Here is a 15,927-nt window from a genome sequence, read left to right as displayed (position 1 = left end):
TTCTCAGCGTCTCCGCACAAGTTGGAGTTGTCTTTGTCAGGTTTCCGTCAGGTGACCGCCGACGATATCGGCACGTTGCTTACGACTTTCGTATTGACGCGTTTTGGTTTCCGACGGAGTGTTGCAGCCGCAGCGTCAAAAGGCGCGCATTTTGGGAGGAACGGATGAAACGCTTTGCGATGGCCGCGAGCCTCGTCATGCTTGCGTCAACCTGTGCAAATGCACAAACCACCGAGCAGCTGGTCAAGGGTGCGACCGACACCTCGAACGTCCTCAATTATGGAATGGGCTACAATCTCCAGCGCTTCTCCACGCTGAAGCAGATCAACAAGGATACGGTCAAGAATCTCGTCCCGATCTGGAATTACAGCTTCAATGACGATCGGAGCGAGGAATCGCAGCCCATCGTCTATCAGGGCGTCATCTACGTCACCTCGCACAATGCCACGATGGCGGTCGATGCCAAGACCGGCAAGCAGATCTGGAAGAGCAAGATCGAATATCCGGCGGAGACGCCGCGAATCGTCTGCTGCGGCATCATCAACCGCGGCGTCGCGATTCACGAGGGCAAGCTGTTCCGTACGACCCTCGATGCCCACGTGATTGCCATCGACGCCAAGAACGGCAAGGAGCTGTGGCGGCAAAAAGCAGCCGACATCAAGGAAGGCTATTCGATGACGGTGGCCCCGCTCGTTGCCGACGGCGTCGTCATCACCGGCATCTCCGGCGCCGAATTCGGCACAAGAGGCTTCATCGACGGCTGGGATCCGGCAACGGGCAAGCATCTCTGGCGGACCCACTCGATCCCCTCGCCGGACGAGCCCGGCGGCGACACCTGGAAGGGCGACACCTGGAAGCTCGGCGGCGGCTCGACCTGGATCACCGGCTCTTATGACCCCGAGCTGAACACGGTGTATTGGGGCACCGGTAATCCCGGCCCGTTCAACTCGGCAGTTCGCCCCGGCGACAATCTCTACACCTGCTCCGTCCTGGCGCTGGATCCCAAGACCGGCAAGATCAAGTGGCATTACCAGTTCTCGCCGAACAATCCGTTCGACTACGACGCCGTGGCCGAGATGGTGCTCGCCGACATGACGATCGAGGGCAAGCCGACCAAGGCGCTGCTGAATGCCAACCGCAACGGCTTCTTCTACGTGCTCGACCGCACCAACGGCAAGCTGCTCGCGGCCAATCCTTACGTGAAGGTCAACTGGGCAACCGGCATCGACATGAAGACCGGACGTCCAATCGAGACCGACATCTCGAAGGACGCACGCGAGGGCAAGAAAGTCACCGTCTATCCCTCGATCCTTGGCGGCAAGAACTGGGAGCCGATGTCGTTCAATCCGCAGACCGGCCTCGCCTATGCCAACACGCTCGCCTTCGGCGGCAGGTACAAGACCGAGCCCGTCACCTACAAGCAGGGCGAATGGTATCTCGGCATGGATCTGACCGACCTCTGGGAATACGGCGACGGGCCGCGCGGTCATCTCAAGGCCATCGACCCCATGACCGGCAAATCGAAATGGGAGGCGCCGAGCGACATTCCGCGCTTCTCGGGCGTGCTGTCGACGGCCGGAGGCGTCGTGTTCTCAGGCGCGCTGACCGGCGAGTTCGAGGCCTTCGACGCCGACACCGGCAAGAAGCTCTGGCAGTTCCAGACCGGCTCCGGCATCGAGGGACAGCCGGTGACCTGGCAGCAGGACGGCGTGCAGTATGTCGCCGTGACGAGCGGCTATGGCGGCGTCTACTCGCTGTTCTCCGGCGACGAGCGGCTTGCCAACGTGCCGCCCGGCGGCTCGCTGTGGGTCTTTGCGGTCAAACAGTAAAACACGGGTACGATGCTGAAAGTGATCCCTCACAAGACGGCGGCGATGATCGCCGCCGTCGCGGTGCTGTCGGTCGCGCATGCGGCGACCGTCCGCGCCGATGACACCACCGGCAATTCCATGCAGGCGCAGATCGACCATGGCAAGTCGACCTACGCCTCGAAATGCTCGCACTGCCACGGCCCCAATCTGATGAATTCCGGCACCGTCACGCCGGATCTGCGTGCCATTCCCGACGACAAGACGCGCTTCGTCACCACGGTGAAGAACGGCAAGAACAACAAGATGCCACCCTGGGCCGACATTCTCAGCGACGACGAGATCGGAAACCTCTGGGCGTTCGTCTCCAGCCGGAGGAAGCCATGAGGGGCCGGCGCGTTGCCTGGAGCGTTGCGGCCATTCTGTCCGCGATGGTGTCGGTCGCTCTCGCAGCCGACGATCCTCTGAAGGTCTGTCTCGACGAGGACCGGCCGCCGCTCTCGGTGCATCGCCGCGACAAGCCGGATGCCGGCTTCGACGTGCTGCTGGCGCAGGCAATCGCCGAGCGGATGGGACGCCCGCTGAAGATCCAGTGGTTCGAGAGCAGGCTGGATGAGGATTCGAGCCCGCAGCTCGAGGCCAACGCGTTGCTCTCGGACGGGCGCTGCTCGCTGGTCGGCGGCTACGCGCTGACGCAGGATTCGCTTGTCGCACCCGGGATGAAGACGGCGCGCTTGCCGGGTTTCGCCGGCGCCACGCGCGACGATCGGCGGCGCCGCGTCCCGCTCGGCGTGCTCGCGCCGAGCCAGCCCTACATCTATTCGCCGATGACGGTGGTGCTGGGGCCAAAGGCCCGCGGGCGCAAGGTCGGCGACATCGGCGATCTCGCCGGCCTTCGTCTCGCCATCGAAAGCGGATCGCTCGGCGACGCCATCCTGATGACCTTCGACAAGGGACGCCTGATCGACAACATCACCCATCTCGTCCCCGGCCGCGACGATCTCCTCGGCGGACTCGAGCGCGGCGACCATGACGCGACGCTGATCGATCTTGCCCGCTTCGACGCCCATCGCGCCGCGCACCCGGACACGGCGATCACGGCGTCCGGCTACTATTATCCGATCGGAGCCAATCGCGGCTATGTCGGGCTCGCCAGCGATGGCGCGCTGATCGCGGCCGTCAACAAGGCGCTGACGGAGCTCACGGCTTCGGGCAAGATCGCCGAATTCGGCAAGCAGGCCGGCCTCACCTATCTGCCGCCGCGCGAGCCCGCGATCCTCGGCGATGTCTGGACCAAGATCATCCAGCGGTGAGGCACCGTCATTCCGGGGCGCCCGCAGGGCGAGCCCGGAATCCATTTATCAGCAGCGCATGCGGGGCGATGGATTCCGGGCCTGCGTGCTGCGCACGCATCCCGAAATGACGGAGGATGTGGCTAGCGGCGTCTCCCTTCGTATACTGGAGGCATTTCATTCGTCCATCGGTGCCCCGTGAATTCCCCGGCCATCGCCAGCAATCTGCGCGTCCGGGTGATCACCGAATAGGCACCGCGCAGACCAATCGAATGCGCCAATCTGTCTCGCCTGCGACCGATGGCAGCGACAGCCGGATGCAGTAGGTTCGGCAAAAATCAGGGAGAGAATCATGTCCGCCAAGCTCGATCGCCGCCACTTCATCGCCGCCGGGACCAGTGCACTGGCGATGCCGCTCGTCGCGCGCGGCGCATCGGCACAGGGCAGCTGGCCGGCGCGGCAGATTCGCATGATCTGCAGCTATCCCGCCGGCGGCCAGACCGACCTGCTCGCGCGCGCCTATGGCGAGTTCATCTCCAAGCAGGTCGGCAAGACCGTCGTCATCGAGAACAAGCCCGGCGCCTCCGGCGCGATCGGGACGGCGGAAGTCGCCCGCGCCGAGCCCGACGGCCACACCATCCTGTGCTCGATCTCGACCACCTACATCATGAACCGTGTGGTGATGAAAAATCCCGGCTACGACATGGACAAGGATTTGACGCTCGTCAGCGTCATTCCCGGCGCGGGCCTGTTGCTGGTCGCGAACCCGAAAACAGGGGTTAAGACGCTGGAGGATTTCGTCGCCTTCGCGCGCAAGAGCGGCAAGGTGAACTTCGGCACCTACAGCGCGGGCTCGGCCCCGCACATGACTGTCAACGAGCTCAACAAGCAGTACGGCCTCAACATCGAGCCGGTGCATTATCGCGGCGAGGCGCCGATGTGGACGGGAATGCTGGAAGGCACCCTCGATGCCGCGATGGGCAGCTACACGGCCGCGCAGTCGGTCCTGCAAAGCGACCGCGGCACGGTGTTCGCCGTGCATTCGAAGAAGGTCGATGCGATCCCCGCGATCAAGACCCTTCCCGAGCAGGGCGCGACGTCGAAATTCTTCACCGTGAGCGGATTCACCGGCTGGGCCGTGCCCAAGGCGACGCCGCAAGCCGTCGTCGACCGCCTGGCCGAGCTCTGCGTCGCCGCCAACACCGATCCGAAAGTGAAGGAGGTTCTCTCGACTTTCGTGCTCGAGCCCGCGATCGGCTTCAAGGAAACCAATGCGCTGTACCAGCGCGAGCTGCCGATCTGGATCGAGAGCGCGAAGTCGTTGGGCCTCGAGCCGGCCTGATCAGAAAGTTGGGCACATCACGAGGAGGGCCTCGCCGGCCGCTTTTGGAAAAACCGTGTCTAATGCTCGCCCGAGCTCGCAGCGCCCTGCTGTGCCTTGTGGATCGAGGACGGCACCACGCCGAAGTATTTCCGGAACACCCGGCTGAAATGCGATGAGCTGGAGAACCCCCAGGAGAAGGCAACGTCGGTGATAGTCTTGCCGGCGTGGGCCTCGAGCTCCTGGCGGCAGTTCTGCAGCCGCGCCTGCCAGATGTAGTCACTCACCGTGGTGCCGCGCTCCGAGAACAGCATGTGCAGATAGCGCTTGGAGCAACCGAGCTCGGCCGAGATCTGGTCGATGCACAGATCCGGGTCGCGCAAGTGCTCCCGGATGAAGAACTGCGCGCGCACATACATCGCTTCGGGCCCGACACGATCGAACATCGTGTCGGCTTCGCGCAGCGGCAGCAGCAACAGGTCGATCAGTGAATCCGCGACGCCGACCGCGCTGTTGGCGGACAGCTTTGCCGCCTCGTCGAAGGTGGCGTGGACGAAATCGTGGGCGATCCGCCCGGTCCCCGTCTTCGCCGTCAATTTGCACGCCGGCATCCGCTGCGACGGGAATCCGCGGTCGCGCAGCAGCGCCTTCGGCACGATCACCACGTCATGTCGGGTAAAGGCGGGGCTGATGATCGAATGCGGACAGGAGACGTCATAGGCAATGATGTCGCCCGGATTGATCTCGATGTGACGGCCTTCTTGTTCGAAATAAGACACGCCGTAGGTCTGGAAGTGGATTTTTATGTACGGGTGTTCATTGGCCTTGGCGCGCGCCAGCGTGTGCGCGATGCGATGCTGGCTGACCTCGATCTGGCAGAGCTTCAGGCGCGAGACCGTGGTGTAATCGATGCGACCTTCGAGCGAGGAAGCCTCCAGCGGATCGACGTCGAAATGCCCGCACAGGCTCGTGAGCCCGTCGATCCAGCTCTGGATCTGCCGCTTCGGCGTCATTCCGGTCGTCGAGAGCGTGTGAATGGTGTCGGACATTAATCCAGCCACTGATTTGATCCGGAGATTCGGCGCGAATCGCAACCAGCGCTGCCGGAGCCCTCAGCCGTGATTGCGTGACGTTTACCTCGCATTTGAGCGGTCTCTTGCAACGAGCGCCATCGTTCCATTGCCACTCTTGAAACTTAATCCTCCGCCTTAGTTGCAGCGCCGTCAAGGGGAACCTGAGCGCCGAGGCGGCCTCGAGGGCGCACCGAAGCCGCTGAATTCGCTACTGCAAAATCAAAATCTTCACCTCCGTGCGCTGTCGAGCAAACCGCCTTCGCTCTTGGGCAAGTTTCCCGATGGCGAAGCCGTTAGGGATTGCGGCAGGAACAACAAGAACGGGCCGCTCCTGCACGTGGACCCGTGGCTCTCATCAGGAGGAGGAAACAGCACAGCATCGTTTCTGGTCCCCATCGTGACCGCCCTGCACGAGCAGACGCCGGACGAGAAGCCCGGCGATTGAGCAACGCTTCGGAAATAATAAACGAGACCAACGGAGGAATAACTATGCGCAAGGTGCTTCTGGCGACCTGTCTTGGTTCGGCGGCGGCTCTCGCCGTCGGCAGCGCTTCAGCAAATGACGAGCTGATCAAGATGTCGCAAAACCCGAAAGACTGGGTGATGCCGGCGGGCGACTACGCCAATACCCGCTATTCGAAGCTAAACCAGATCAACGCACAGAATGTCGGGAAGCTCCAAGTTGCCTGGACCTTCTCGACCGGCGTGCTGCGTGGCCACGAGGGCGGCCCGCTGATCATCGGCAACATGATGTACGTCCACACGCCGTTCCCTAACAAGGTCTACGCCATTGACCTTTCGCAAGAGAACAAGATCGTTTGGAAATACGAGCCGAAGCAGGATCCCAACGTCATCCCCGTGATGTGCTGCGACACCGTCAACCGCGGCCTGTCCTATGGCGACGGCAAGATCATCCTGCATCAGGCCGACACCAACCTCGTGGCGCTCGATGCAAAGACCGGTCAGGTGGCCTGGTCGGCCACCAATGGCAACCCGGCAAAGGGCGAGACCGGTACTTCGGCGGCCCTGGTCGTCAAGGACAAGGTCCTCGTCGGCATATCCGGCGGGGAGTTCGGCGTGCAGTGCCATGTCACGGCATACGACCTCAAATCCGGCAAGCAGGTCTGGCGCGCCTATTCCACAGGTCCGGACGATCAGATTAAGGTCGATCCGGTGAAGACGACGTCGCTCGGCAAGCCGGTCGGCCCGGACTCTTCGCTGAAGTCCTGGCAGGGCGATCAGTGGAAAATCGGCGGCGGCTGCACCTGGGGCTGGCTCTCCTACGATCCCGCTCTGAACCTTGTCTATTACGGGTCGGGCAATCCCTCGACCTGGAACCCGAAGCAGCGTCCCGGCGACAACAAATGGTCGATGGCGATCTTCGCCCGCGATGCCGACACGGGCATGGCGAAGTGGGTCTACCAGATGACGCCCCATGACGAATGGGATTATGACGGCGTCAACGAAATGATCCTCAGCGACCAGCAGATCAACGGTCAGAACCGCAAGCTGCTGACGCACTTCGACCGCAACGGCCTCGCCTACACCATGGATCGCGACACCGGCGAACTGCTGGTTGCCGAGAAGTACGATCCCAAAGTGAACTGGACCAGCGGCGTCGACATGGACAAGAACTCGCCGACCTATGGCCGTCCGAAGGTCGTCGCCCAATATTCCACCGAGCACGGCGGAGAGGACAAGAACACCAAGGGCATCTGCCCGGCCGCGCTCGGCACGAAGGACCAGCAGCCGGCGGCCTACTCGCCGGACACGCAGCTGTTCTACGTTCCGACCAACCACGTCTGCATGGACTACGAACCGTTCAAGGTGAGCTACACCGCAGGCCAGCCCTATGTGGGGGCGACGCTTTCGATGTACCCGCCCCAGGGTGAAAGCCACATGGGCAACTTCATCGCCTGGGACAACAAGACCGGCAAAATCGTCTGGTCGAACAAGGAGCAGTTCTCGGTCTGGTCGGGTGCGCTCGCAACGGCAGGCGGCGTGGTGTTCTACGGCACGCTCGAAGGCTACCTGAAGGCGGTCGATGCCAAGTCCGGCAAGGAGCTCTACAAGTTCAAGACTCCGTCCGGCATCATCGGCAACGTCACCACCTATGAGAACAACGGCAAACAGTACATTGCCGTGCTCTCCGGCGTGGGCGGCTGGGCCGGCATTGGTCTCGCGGCAGGCCTGACTGATCCGACCGCAGGCCTCGGCGCCGTCGGCGGCTACGCGGCCCTCAGCAACTACACGGCACTCGGCGGTACGCTGACCGTGTTCTCGCTGCCGAACTAGGCCTCGCTTAGCATAGCTCCGGCGCGTGGATCGTTCCACGCGCCGGCTCGTCTCCACCGAATGCCGGCCGAGGAACAAATCTCTTGCGTAAAATCTGCTCTGTCATTGCTGTGATGATGATCTTCGTTGTATCCGGAGGAATCGCGGTCGCAGAGGGTCCGGGCGACCCGACCGCTGTGAAGAAGGAAGACGACGGAAAGTGGCTCGATAAGGACGGAAACCCGACCTACAAGATCTCGGCCGACGGCACCGTGGACTGGTTCACCTATTCCGGATACCGCCGCTATCACTCGGATTGTCACGTGTGTCACGGTCCCGACGGCATGGGATCGACCTACGCGCCCGCGCTCAGGGATTCCGTCAAGTCGATGAGTTACGGCGACTTCCTCGGCGTGGTCGCCTCCGGCCGCAAGAGCATCTCGACCGCGCAGGAGAACGTCATGCCGGCCTTCGGCGATAACCCGAACGTCGCCTGCTACATGGACGATCTCTACGTCTATCTCCGCGCGCGCTCCACCGACGCCTTGGGCCGGCAGCGTCCTGCGAAAAAGGAGGAGAAGACGGAGGCCTATACCCAGGCTGAAGACGCCTGCATGGGCAAGAAATGAACGTTACGAGGGCTGCCAGGACTACTTCTTGGCGTCTGATGAGAATTTGAGGAGCTACCGATGAAGACACGTGCCGCCGTTGCTTTCGAAGCCAAGAAGCCGCTCGAGATCGTCGAGGTCGATCTGGAAGGCCCGAAGGCCGGCGAAGTCCTGGTCGAGATCAAGGCGACGGGTATCTGCCATACCGACGCCTACACGCTCGACGGCTTCGACAGCGAGGGAATCTTCCCGTCGATCCTGGGACATGAGGGAGCCGGCATCATCCGCGAGATCGGCCCGGGCGTGACCTCGGTGAAGCCGGGCGATCACGTCATCCCACTCTACACGCCGGAATGCCGGCAGTGCAAAAGCTGCCTCAGCCAGAAGACCAATCTCTGCACCGCGATCCGCGCGACGCAAGGCAAGGGCGTGATGCCCGACGGCACCAGCCGTTTCTCCTACAAGGGCAAGCCGATCTACCACTACATGGGCTGCTCGACCTTCTCGAACTTTACCGTGTTGCCCGAGATCGCGGTCGCCAAGATCCGCGAGGACGCGCCGTTCGACAAGAGCTGCTACATCGGCTGCGGCGTCACCACCGGCGTCGGCGCCGTCGTCAACACCGCCAAGGTGACGCCGGGCTCCAACGTGGTCGTGTTCGGCCTCGGCGGCATCGGCCTCAACGTCATCCAGGGCGCCAAGATGGCCGGCGCCGACAAGATCATCGGCGTCGACATCAACGATTCCAAGGAGGAATGGGGTCGCAGGTTCGGCATGACCGACTTCGTCAACCCGAAGAAGATCACCGGCGACATCGTTCAGCACCTCGTCGGCCTCACCGACGGCGGCGCCGACTACACCTTCGATTGCACCGGCAACACCACCGTGATGCGCCAGGCACTGGAGGCCTGCCATCGCGGCTGGGGCACCTCGATCATCATCGGCGTCGCGGAGGCCGGCAAGGAGATCGCCACCCGCCCGTTCCAGCTCGTCACCGGCCGCAACTGGCGCGGCACGGCCTTCGGCGGCGCGCGCGGGCGCACCGACGTGCCGAAGATCGTCGACTGGTACATGAACGGAAAGATCCAGATCGATCCGATGATCACCCACGTGCTCAAGCTCGAGGAGATCAACAAGGGCTTTGACCTCATGCACGAGGGCAAATCCATTCGTTCAGTCGTCGTGTTCTAGCTCGAAAACGTCACACCAAGGAGGATCGACCATGACTGTTGCACTCCATCCCTCGATCGACAACGGCATCAAGCAAGGCAGCGGCAGCTTCGCCGGCGGCACGCTGGCCTGCAAATGCAGCGACCATCCGGTGAAGGTCGGCATCAAGGGCGACGTCGCCCACAATCACGCCTGCGGCTGCACCAAGTGCTGGAAGCCGCAGGGCGCGACCTTCTCCGTCGTCGCCGTCGTGCCGCGCCAGAACGTCACCGTGCTCGAGAACGGCGACAAGCTCCAGATCGTCGACCCCTCCGCGGTGATCCAGCGTTACGCCTGCAAGGCCTGCGGCACGCACATGTACGGCAGGATCGAGAACAAGAACCATCCGTTCTACGGACTCGACTTCATCCATCCCGAACTGTTCCAGGAGCAGGGCTCGCAGGCGCCGCAATTCGCCGCCTTCGTTTCCTCCGTGATCGAATCGGGTGTGAAGCCCGAGCAGATGGCCGGCATCCGTTCGCGGCTGAAGGAGATCGGCCTCGAGCCCTATGACTGCCTGTCCCCGGCCCTGATGGACGCGATCGCGACCCATGTCGCGAAGGCCAAAGCCGCTTAGGAAGACTGCCTGGGACGCCCGCCTGAACTGGCCGGCCGCCGGATCTTGGCTACACCATCTGCAGCTCGCTGGCGTTCGTTGCCGCCAGCGAGCCTCACGGTCCCCGCTGCCGGGACCACCGCGGCGCGATGCCGCCGCTTCTGCACCACGCGTGGGTGAGGACCATCGGCTCCTCAGTCTTGGTCTCTGAATGACTGCGCAGGACCGTCCGCTTCCTGCTTGAAGTTCGCGGTGCTCTGCGTTCTCCCTCCCTCGACTGAGGCCTACTGCTTCGTCCGTTCGGTGCAGCCGGCGGACGAAGCTTTTTTCGTTGCGCCCATTTGATGCGCAACGTGGCGGATGACGCGCCCTGCTTTTGACAAACCGTCGATGCAATCTTTTCCCGGTGAGAACACTCGGCTGTGAACGCCAGGTCGGCGCGATCTCTGCTAGGGTCGCGCCGTCACGATGCCGCACGACGTACAATCAATTAAGAAGAAAACGGGAGGTATCGAGCACATCCAGACTTCGCTACCTGCGTTCCTGCCTCCCTCCGGGATTTGCCCGCGCGGGACTACGGCGGGATGTGGCGAGACGACGCACGAGCGGTCGCCGACCGGCGTCGGCGGACTTTGAATTTGGCATGCTTATGAAGAGCGAGGCACGATCATGATCAAGGTGAAGATCAACGGCCAGGAACAGAGCTGGGACGGTGACCCGGATCTCCCGCTACTCTGGTTCCTGCGTGACGAGGCCGGTCTCACCGGCACCAAATACGGCTGCGGCCAGGCCCTGTGCGGCTCCTGCACGGTCATCGTCGACAAGCAAGCGGTGCGCGCCTGCATCACGTCCGTCAACGACGTCGCCGGACGCGAGGTCACCACGATCGAAGGGCTGCATCCGAACGGCGATCACCCGGTGCAGAAGGCGTGGCGCCAGCTCAACGTGCCCCAATGCGGCTTCTGCCAGACCGGCCAGATCATGCAGGCCGCGGCGCTTCTGATGGACAATCCAAAGCCGTCGCACGATCAGATCCGCGAGGCGATGTCCGGCAACATCTGCCGTTGCGGCTGCTACCAGCGCATCGAGAATGCCGTCCATCTCGCATCGACGGGAGTGTGACATGAACTTCATCGACAATCCCCGCAAGCTTCGCGGCTTCGAAAAGCACATCAAGGTCGAGAAGGTGTCGCGTCGCAGCATCCTGAAGGGGCTCGGCGTCACCGGCGGCTTCGTGCTCGCCGCCCCCGTGATGTCGCGCCAGGCGCTCGCCTATGAGACCGGCGCCGGCAAAATGCCGCATGGCGTCGTCGTCGATCCGCGCGTGTTCGTTTCCGTGGGCGCGGATGGCATCGTCACCATCGTCGGGCATCGTTCGGAAATGGGCACCGGCGTGCGCACGAGCCTGCCGCTGATCGTGGCGGAGGAGATGGAGGCCGACTGGTCCAGAGTCAAGGTGCAACAAGCCCATGGCGACGAGGTCAAGTTCGGCAACCAGGACACTGACGGCTCGCGCAGCACGCGGCATTATCTGATCCCGATGCGCCAGATCGGCGCCTCCGCCCGCACGATGCTGGAGCAGGCCGCGGCCAAGCGCTGGGGCGTGCCGGCAACCGAGGTCAAGGCGGTCAACCACGAGGTCGTGCACAGCGCCAGCGGCCGCAAGCTCGGCTTCGGCGAGCTCGCTGCCGACGCCGCCAAGGAATCGGTGCCCAGCATCGAGGGCCTCAAGCTGAAGGACCCCAAGAACTTCCGATATCTCGGCAAGGGTCAGATCGGCATCGTCGATCTCCACGACATCACCACCGGCAAGGCGCAATACGGCGCCGACGTGCGGCTGCCCGGCATGAAATATGCCGTGATCGCCCGTCCGCCGGTGACCGGCGGCAAGCTGGTCAAGTTCGAGCCAGCGGAGGCGCTGAAGGTCCCCGGTGTCGAGAAGGTGATGCAGGTGCGCGGCTGGCCGTGGCCCTCGAAATTCCAGCCGCTCGGCGGCGTCGCAGTGATCGCGCGCAACACGGGCGCGGCGATCAAGGGGCGCGACGCGCTGAAGCTGACCTGGGACGACGGTCCGAACGGCAAATACGACTCCGTCGCCTACCGCAAGGAGCTCGAGGAGGCCTCGCGCAAGCCGGGGCTCGTGCTGCGCAAGGAGGGCGATGCGGACGCTGCCCTGAAGAGCGCCGACAAGGTGATCGTCGGCGAATATTACCTTCCGCATCTCGCCCATGTCGCCATGGAGACGCCGGTGGCGGTCGCGGACGTCAAGGGCGACAGGGCCGAGATCTGGGCGCCGGTGCAGAGCCCCGGCGGCACCCGCGAGGACGTCGCCAAGACGCTCGGCATTCCCGAGGCCAACGTCACGGTCAACGTGACGCTGCTCGGCGGCGGGTTCGGACGCAAGTCGAAATGCGACTTTGCGCTCGAAGCCGCGCTGCTCTCGAAGGAGCTCGGCGCGCCGGTGAAGGTGCAATGGACGCGGGAGGACGACATCCACAACGGCTTCGTGCACACCGTCTCGGTCGAGCGCATCGAGGCCGGCCTCGACAAGAGCGGCAAGGTGATCGCCTGGCGCCACCGCAGCGTGGCTCCCAGCATCGCCTCGACCTTTGCCGCCGGCACGGTGCATCAGGCGCCGTTCGAGATCGGCATGGGTCTGGTCGATATGCCATTCGAGATCGCGAACATCTCGTGTGAGAACCCGGAAGCCGCGGCGTTCACGCGCATCGGCTGGTTCCGCGCGGTCTCGAACATTCCGCGCGCCTTCGCCGTCCAGTCGATGGTCGGCGAGATCGCGCAGGCAACCGGGCGCGACCAGAAAGACATGCTGCTCGAGCTGATCGGCCCGCCTCGCATCGTCAAGCCCAACGTGAAGGACCTCTGGAACTACGGCGAGCCCCAGGACAGCTACCCGATCGACACCGCACGCCTGCGCAAAGTGGTCGAGCTGGTCGCCGAGAAGGGGGAATGGGGACGAAAGGTGCCGAAGGGCCACGGTCTCGGCATCGCCGTGCACCGCAGCTTCGTCAGCTACATCGCGACCGTCGTCGAGGTCGCCGTCGACGACAAGGGCAAGCTGACGGTGCCGCGGGTCGACACCGCGATCGATTGCGGCACCTATGTCAACCCCGAGCGCATCGCTTCGCAGATTGAGGGCGCGGCAATCATGGGGCTCAGTCTCGCCAAATACGGCGAGATCACCTTCAAGGACGGCAAGGTCCAACAGAAGAATTTTGACGACTTCCAGGTCGTCAGGATGGACGACTCGCCTGTGGTGACCAACGTCTACATCGTACCGCCCGGACCCGACACGCCGCCGAGCGGCGTCGGCGAGCCCGGCGTTCCTCCGTTCGCGCCAGCCCTGATCAACGCGATCTTCGCAGCGACGGGAAAACGCATCCGCGCACTTCCGATCGGCAAGCAATTGGAGGCGTGAGACGGAACCGAAGTGCGAGGCGGAACACAAGCCGCCTCGCGCCGTTTCCATCGATCTGACAGGAGCAGATCGATGACCAACATCTCAAGGGCGCTCACAGTCTCGCTGTCGGGCGCCTTTCTTTTGACCGCCGCGGGCGCATTCGCCCAGAGCAACACGACGCCGCCGGCCACTGCGACGCGCCCCACCGGCCCCGACCAGACTTCGCTGCCCAACGCCAACGCCCCACCCGCCTCCACCACCCAGACCACCGGGCAGCACAATCCGGATCCGAAGATTCGCGAGATGAATCAGAAGGAGAAGGACAAGGTCGAGCGCGAGGGAAAGTAGTCCTCGCACCACATGCCGTCATGGCCGGGCTTGTCCCGGCCATCCACGGCTTACCGCGGCACGAAGACGTGGATGCCCGGGACAAGCCCGGGCATGACGACGAGTGCATGGCGCGCTCGGCGCTCATCGCAAACAAATGCGGCGGACGTTGCCATCCGCCGCATTCGCCACCCCCCAACTGCTCCGCTTCTTTCGATCCGCCCGCGGAGCTATTTCTTGAGCGCGAAGACCCAGACGACGCCGCCCTGCGGCACGTTGGCTTCAATGCCGATATTGTTGGTCACGAGTGCATCCTGGATGCGCTGCGCGTCGACACCCCAGCCCGACTGGATCGCGATGTACTGCGTGCCATCGATCTCATATGACACCGGCATGCCGACGATGCCGGAGTTGGTCTTCTGCTCCCACAACAATTCGCCCGTCTTGGCGTGGAAGGCGCGGAAATAGCGGTCGTTGGTCCCGCCGACGAAGACCAGATCGCCCGCGGTCGCCGTGACCGATCCGAACAGGTGCGACTTGGGGAAGTTGTGCTGCCATAGCTTCTTGCCGGTTGCGGGATCCCAGGCCTGGAGCTCGCCAAAGTGATCCGCGCCCGGCTTTGTCTTCAGGCCGATGTCCTCCGGCTTGGTGCCGAGCCAGAGCTCGCCCGGCTTGAGCGGCACTTTCTCGCCGGTGAAGCCGCCGCAGAAATTCTCGTTGGCAGGCACGTAGACGAGGCCGGTCCTCTGGCTGTAGGCCGCCGACGGCCAATCCTTGCCGCCCCAGAGCGAGGGACAGAACTCGACGCGCTTGCCGATCACCGGCTTGTGCGCAGGATCCACGATCGGCTTGCCGGTCTCGTCGATACCCTTCCAGACGTCGGTGAAGACGAACGGCCATCCGGCGACATAATTGATCTTGGTCGGAGTCCGCTCGAGCACCCAGAAGATCGCATCGCGTCCCGGATGGACCAGGCTCTTGATGGTACGACCGTTGCGTTGCAGATCGATCAGCATCGGCGCATCGACCTCGTCCCAATCCCAGGAATCGTTCTGGTGGTACTGGAAATAAGTCTTGATCTTGCCGGTGCCGGGATCGAGCGCGAGCACCGATGCAGTATAGAGATTGTCGCCGGGATGCGAGTCGCCGGGCCATGGCGCGGCATTGCCGACACCCCAATAGATCGTCTTGGTCTCTTTGTCGTAATTGCCGGTCATCCAGGCCGATCCACCGCCGTTCTTCCAGTCGTCGCCTTGCCAGGTTTCGTGGCCGGGCTCGCCTTCACCGGGGATGGTGTAGGTCCGCCACAGCTCCTTACCGTCCTTGGCATCATAAGCCACGATATAGCCACGTACGCCGAACTCGCCGCCGGAGCCGCCGACAATGACCTTACCGTCGACGATCAAGGGCATCAGGGTGAGGTACTGGCCCTTCCTGTAGTCCTGCACCTTGGTGTCCCACAGCACCTTGCCGGTCTTGGCATCGAGCGCGACCACGTGGTCGTCCGTGGTGGCGAGGTAGAGCTTGTCCTCCCACAGACCGACGCCGCGGTTGGTCGGATGCAGCTGGAATAGATCGTCAGGAAGCTGCCGCTTGTAGCGCCAGTATTCGTCGCCGGTCTTCGCATTCAGCGCGATCACCTGGCCCATTGGGGTCGTCACGAACATCACGCCATTGTTGACGATCGGCGGGGCCTGATGGCCTTCGACCACGCCAGTGGAAAAAGTCCAAACCGGTGTGAGGTTCTTCACGTTGGAGGTGTTGATCTGGTCGAGCGGGCTATAGCCGTGCCCGTCATAGGTGCGCCGGTAGAGCATCCAGTTGTGGGGCTCGGGGTTTTCCAGCCGCTGCGCGGTGACCGGAGAATAACTCTCGATCGGACCCGATAGGGCGGCGGTTGAGGCAAGACACGTGAAGGCGACCAAGCCGGACAGTAACCATTGCTTCCTGATCATGGAAGTTTCCATGGACGTTCCCCTTTTCATCCGCTTGAATTCTTGTTGTGAATTCTTGTCGTTGGTCCCGTCGCCCGCCCTTCGGC

General features: G+C 63.2%; 13 protein-coding genes. 11 read left to right on the top strand and 2 right to left on the bottom strand.

From position 1 onward, the window contains the following. Positions 1–164 precede the first annotated feature (164 nt). The 4 genes from ABIA45_RS01315 to ABIA45_RS01300 all read left to right on the top strand — a co-directional run bounded on the left by ABIA45_RS01315 (position 165) and on the right by ABIA45_RS01300 (position 4,442). Positions 165–1,829 (top strand): methanol/ethanol family PQQ-dependent dehydrogenase, encoded by a 1,665-nt coding sequence (locus ABIA45_RS01315; protein ID WP_404650923.1) that lies wholly within the window; start codon positions 165–167, stop codon positions 1,827–1,829. 12 nt (positions 1,830–1,841) lie between these two features. Beyond that, on the top strand, positions 1,842–2,195 hold the full coding sequence (locus ABIA45_RS01310; protein WP_157283950.1) for a cytochrome c: 354 nt from the start codon (positions 1,842–1,844) through the stop codon (positions 2,193–2,195). Next, positions 2,192–3,121, top strand: a complete 930-nt coding sequence (locus ABIA45_RS01305) for a substrate-binding periplasmic protein (protein WP_404650922.1) — start codon at positions 2,192–2,194, stop codon at positions 3,119–3,121. The genes ABIA45_RS01310 and ABIA45_RS01305 overlap by 4 nt, the downstream gene beginning before the upstream one ends. Positions 3,122–3,452: 331 nt before the next feature. Continuing rightward, the gene (locus ABIA45_RS01300) at positions 3,453–4,442 is read left to right on the top strand and encodes a tripartite tricarboxylate transporter substrate binding protein (protein ID WP_271544111.1); all 990 of its coding nucleotides are present in this window, start codon (positions 3,453–3,455) and stop codon (positions 4,440–4,442) included. Between the two features lie 59 nt (positions 4,443–4,501). Here ABIA45_RS01300 and ABIA45_RS01295 read toward each other — a convergent pair whose 3' ends face one another. Beyond that, positions 4,502–5,470, bottom strand: a complete 969-nt coding sequence (locus ABIA45_RS01295) for a helix-turn-helix domain-containing protein (protein ID WP_025037738.1) — start codon at positions 5,468–5,470, stop codon at positions 4,502–4,504. A 513-nt stretch (positions 5,471–5,983) separates the two neighbouring features. Between ABIA45_RS01295 and xoxF5 the strand changes: the two genes are divergently transcribed. The 7 genes from xoxF5 (at position 5,984) to ABIA45_RS01260 (ending at position 13,907) form a co-directional block, all read left to right on the top strand. Next, entirely contained in the window at positions 5,984–7,789 is a 1,806-nt protein-coding gene (xoxF5, locus tag ABIA45_RS01290; protein ID WP_404539253.1) for a lanthanide-dependent methanol dehydrogenase XoxF5, read from the top strand. 116 nt (positions 7,790–7,905) lie between these two features. After that, positions 7,906–8,397 carry a c-type cytochrome, methanol metabolism-related gene (locus ABIA45_RS01285; protein WP_157284197.1) on the top strand — a complete coding sequence of 164 codons (492 nt, stop codon included), beginning with the start codon at positions 7,906–7,908 and terminating at the stop codon, positions 8,395–8,397. Positions 8,398–8,457: 60 nt separating this feature from the next. Then, on the top strand, positions 8,458–9,567 hold the full coding sequence (locus ABIA45_RS01280) for an S-(hydroxymethyl)glutathione dehydrogenase/class III alcohol dehydrogenase (RefSeq protein ID WP_027574628.1): 1,110 nt from the start codon (positions 8,458–8,460) through the stop codon (positions 9,565–9,567). 31 nt (positions 9,568–9,598) lie between these two features. Then, on the top strand, positions 9,599–10,162 hold the full coding sequence (gene gfa / locus ABIA45_RS01275; protein WP_036042003.1) for an S-(hydroxymethyl)glutathione synthase: 564 nt from the start codon (positions 9,599–9,601) through the stop codon (positions 10,160–10,162). 648 nt (positions 10,163–10,810) lie between these two features. After that, positions 10,811–11,263 (top strand): (2Fe-2S)-binding protein, encoded by a 453-nt coding sequence (locus tag ABIA45_RS01270; RefSeq protein WP_404650921.1) that lies wholly within the window; start codon positions 10,811–10,813, stop codon positions 11,261–11,263. 1 nt (position 11,264) lies between these two features. Beyond that, positions 11,265–13,577, top strand: coding sequence for a molybdopterin cofactor-binding domain-containing protein (locus ABIA45_RS01265; protein ID WP_404650920.1), 2,313 nt, complete (start codon positions 11,265–11,267; stop codon positions 13,575–13,577). 72 nt (positions 13,578–13,649) lie between these two features. Beyond that, entirely contained in the window at positions 13,650–13,907 is a 258-nt protein-coding gene (locus tag ABIA45_RS01260) for a hypothetical protein (protein WP_404650919.1), read from the top strand. Positions 13,908–14,116: 209 nt separating this feature from the next. Here ABIA45_RS01260 and ABIA45_RS01255 read toward each other — a convergent pair whose 3' ends face one another. Beyond that, positions 14,117–15,841, bottom strand: a complete 1,725-nt coding sequence (locus tag ABIA45_RS01255) for a methanol/ethanol family PQQ-dependent dehydrogenase (protein WP_404650918.1) — start codon at positions 15,839–15,841, stop codon at positions 14,117–14,119. Positions 15,842–15,927: the final 86 nt, after the last annotated feature.

This window comes from Bradyrhizobium sp. USDA 336 (assembly GCF_044908355.1).
GTDB classification, from domain to species: Bacteria; Pseudomonadota; Alphaproteobacteria; order Rhizobiales; family Xanthobacteraceae; genus Bradyrhizobium; species Bradyrhizobium yuanmingense.
The sequence above is the reverse complement of the archived record's forward strand: the minus strand, read 5'-3'. Positions and strand labels throughout refer to the sequence as shown.

What these genes read in the sequence shown, in the direction of transcription:
- ABIA45_RS01265 (WP_404650920.1), top strand. Translation starts at nt 11,265, where the DNA reads ATGAACTTCATCGACAATCCCCGCAAGCTTCGCGGCTTCGAAAAGCAC.
- xoxF5 (WP_404539253.1), top strand. Translation starts at nt 5,984, where the DNA reads ATGCGCAAGGTGCTTCTGGCGACCTGTCTTGGTTCGGCGGCGGCTCTC.
- ABIA45_RS01255 (WP_404650918.1), bottom strand. Translation starts at nt 15,841, where the DNA reads ATGATCAGGAAGCAATGGTTACTGTCCGGCTTGGTCGCCTTCACGTGT.
- gfa (WP_036042003.1), top strand. Translation starts at nt 9,599, where the DNA reads ATGACTGTTGCACTCCATCCCTCGATCGACAACGGCATCAAGCAAGGC.
- ABIA45_RS01260 (WP_404650919.1), top strand. Translation starts at nt 13,650, where the DNA reads ATGACCAACATCTCAAGGGCGCTCACAGTCTCGCTGTCGGGCGCCTTT.
- ABIA45_RS01300 (WP_271544111.1), top strand. Translation starts at nt 3,453, where the DNA reads ATGTCCGCCAAGCTCGATCGCCGCCACTTCATCGCCGCCGGGACCAGT.
- ABIA45_RS01310 (WP_157283950.1), top strand. Translation starts at nt 1,842, where the DNA reads ATGCTGAAAGTGATCCCTCACAAGACGGCGGCGATGATCGCCGCCGTC.
- ABIA45_RS01295 (WP_025037738.1), bottom strand. Translation starts at nt 5,470, where the DNA reads ATGTCCGACACCATTCACACGCTCTCGACGACCGGAATGACGCCGAAG.
- ABIA45_RS01305 (WP_404650922.1), top strand. Translation starts at nt 2,192, where the DNA reads ATGAGGGGCCGGCGCGTTGCCTGGAGCGTTGCGGCCATTCTGTCCGCG.
- ABIA45_RS01280 (WP_027574628.1), top strand. Translation starts at nt 8,458, where the DNA reads ATGAAGACACGTGCCGCCGTTGCTTTCGAAGCCAAGAAGCCGCTCGAG.
- ABIA45_RS01315 (WP_404650923.1), top strand. Translation starts at nt 165, where the DNA reads ATGAAACGCTTTGCGATGGCCGCGAGCCTCGTCATGCTTGCGTCAACC.
- ABIA45_RS01285 (WP_157284197.1), top strand. Translation starts at nt 7,906, where the DNA reads ATGATCTTCGTTGTATCCGGAGGAATCGCGGTCGCAGAGGGTCCGGGC.
- ABIA45_RS01270 (WP_404650921.1), top strand. Translation starts at nt 10,811, where the DNA reads ATGATCAAGGTGAAGATCAACGGCCAGGAACAGAGCTGGGACGGTGAC.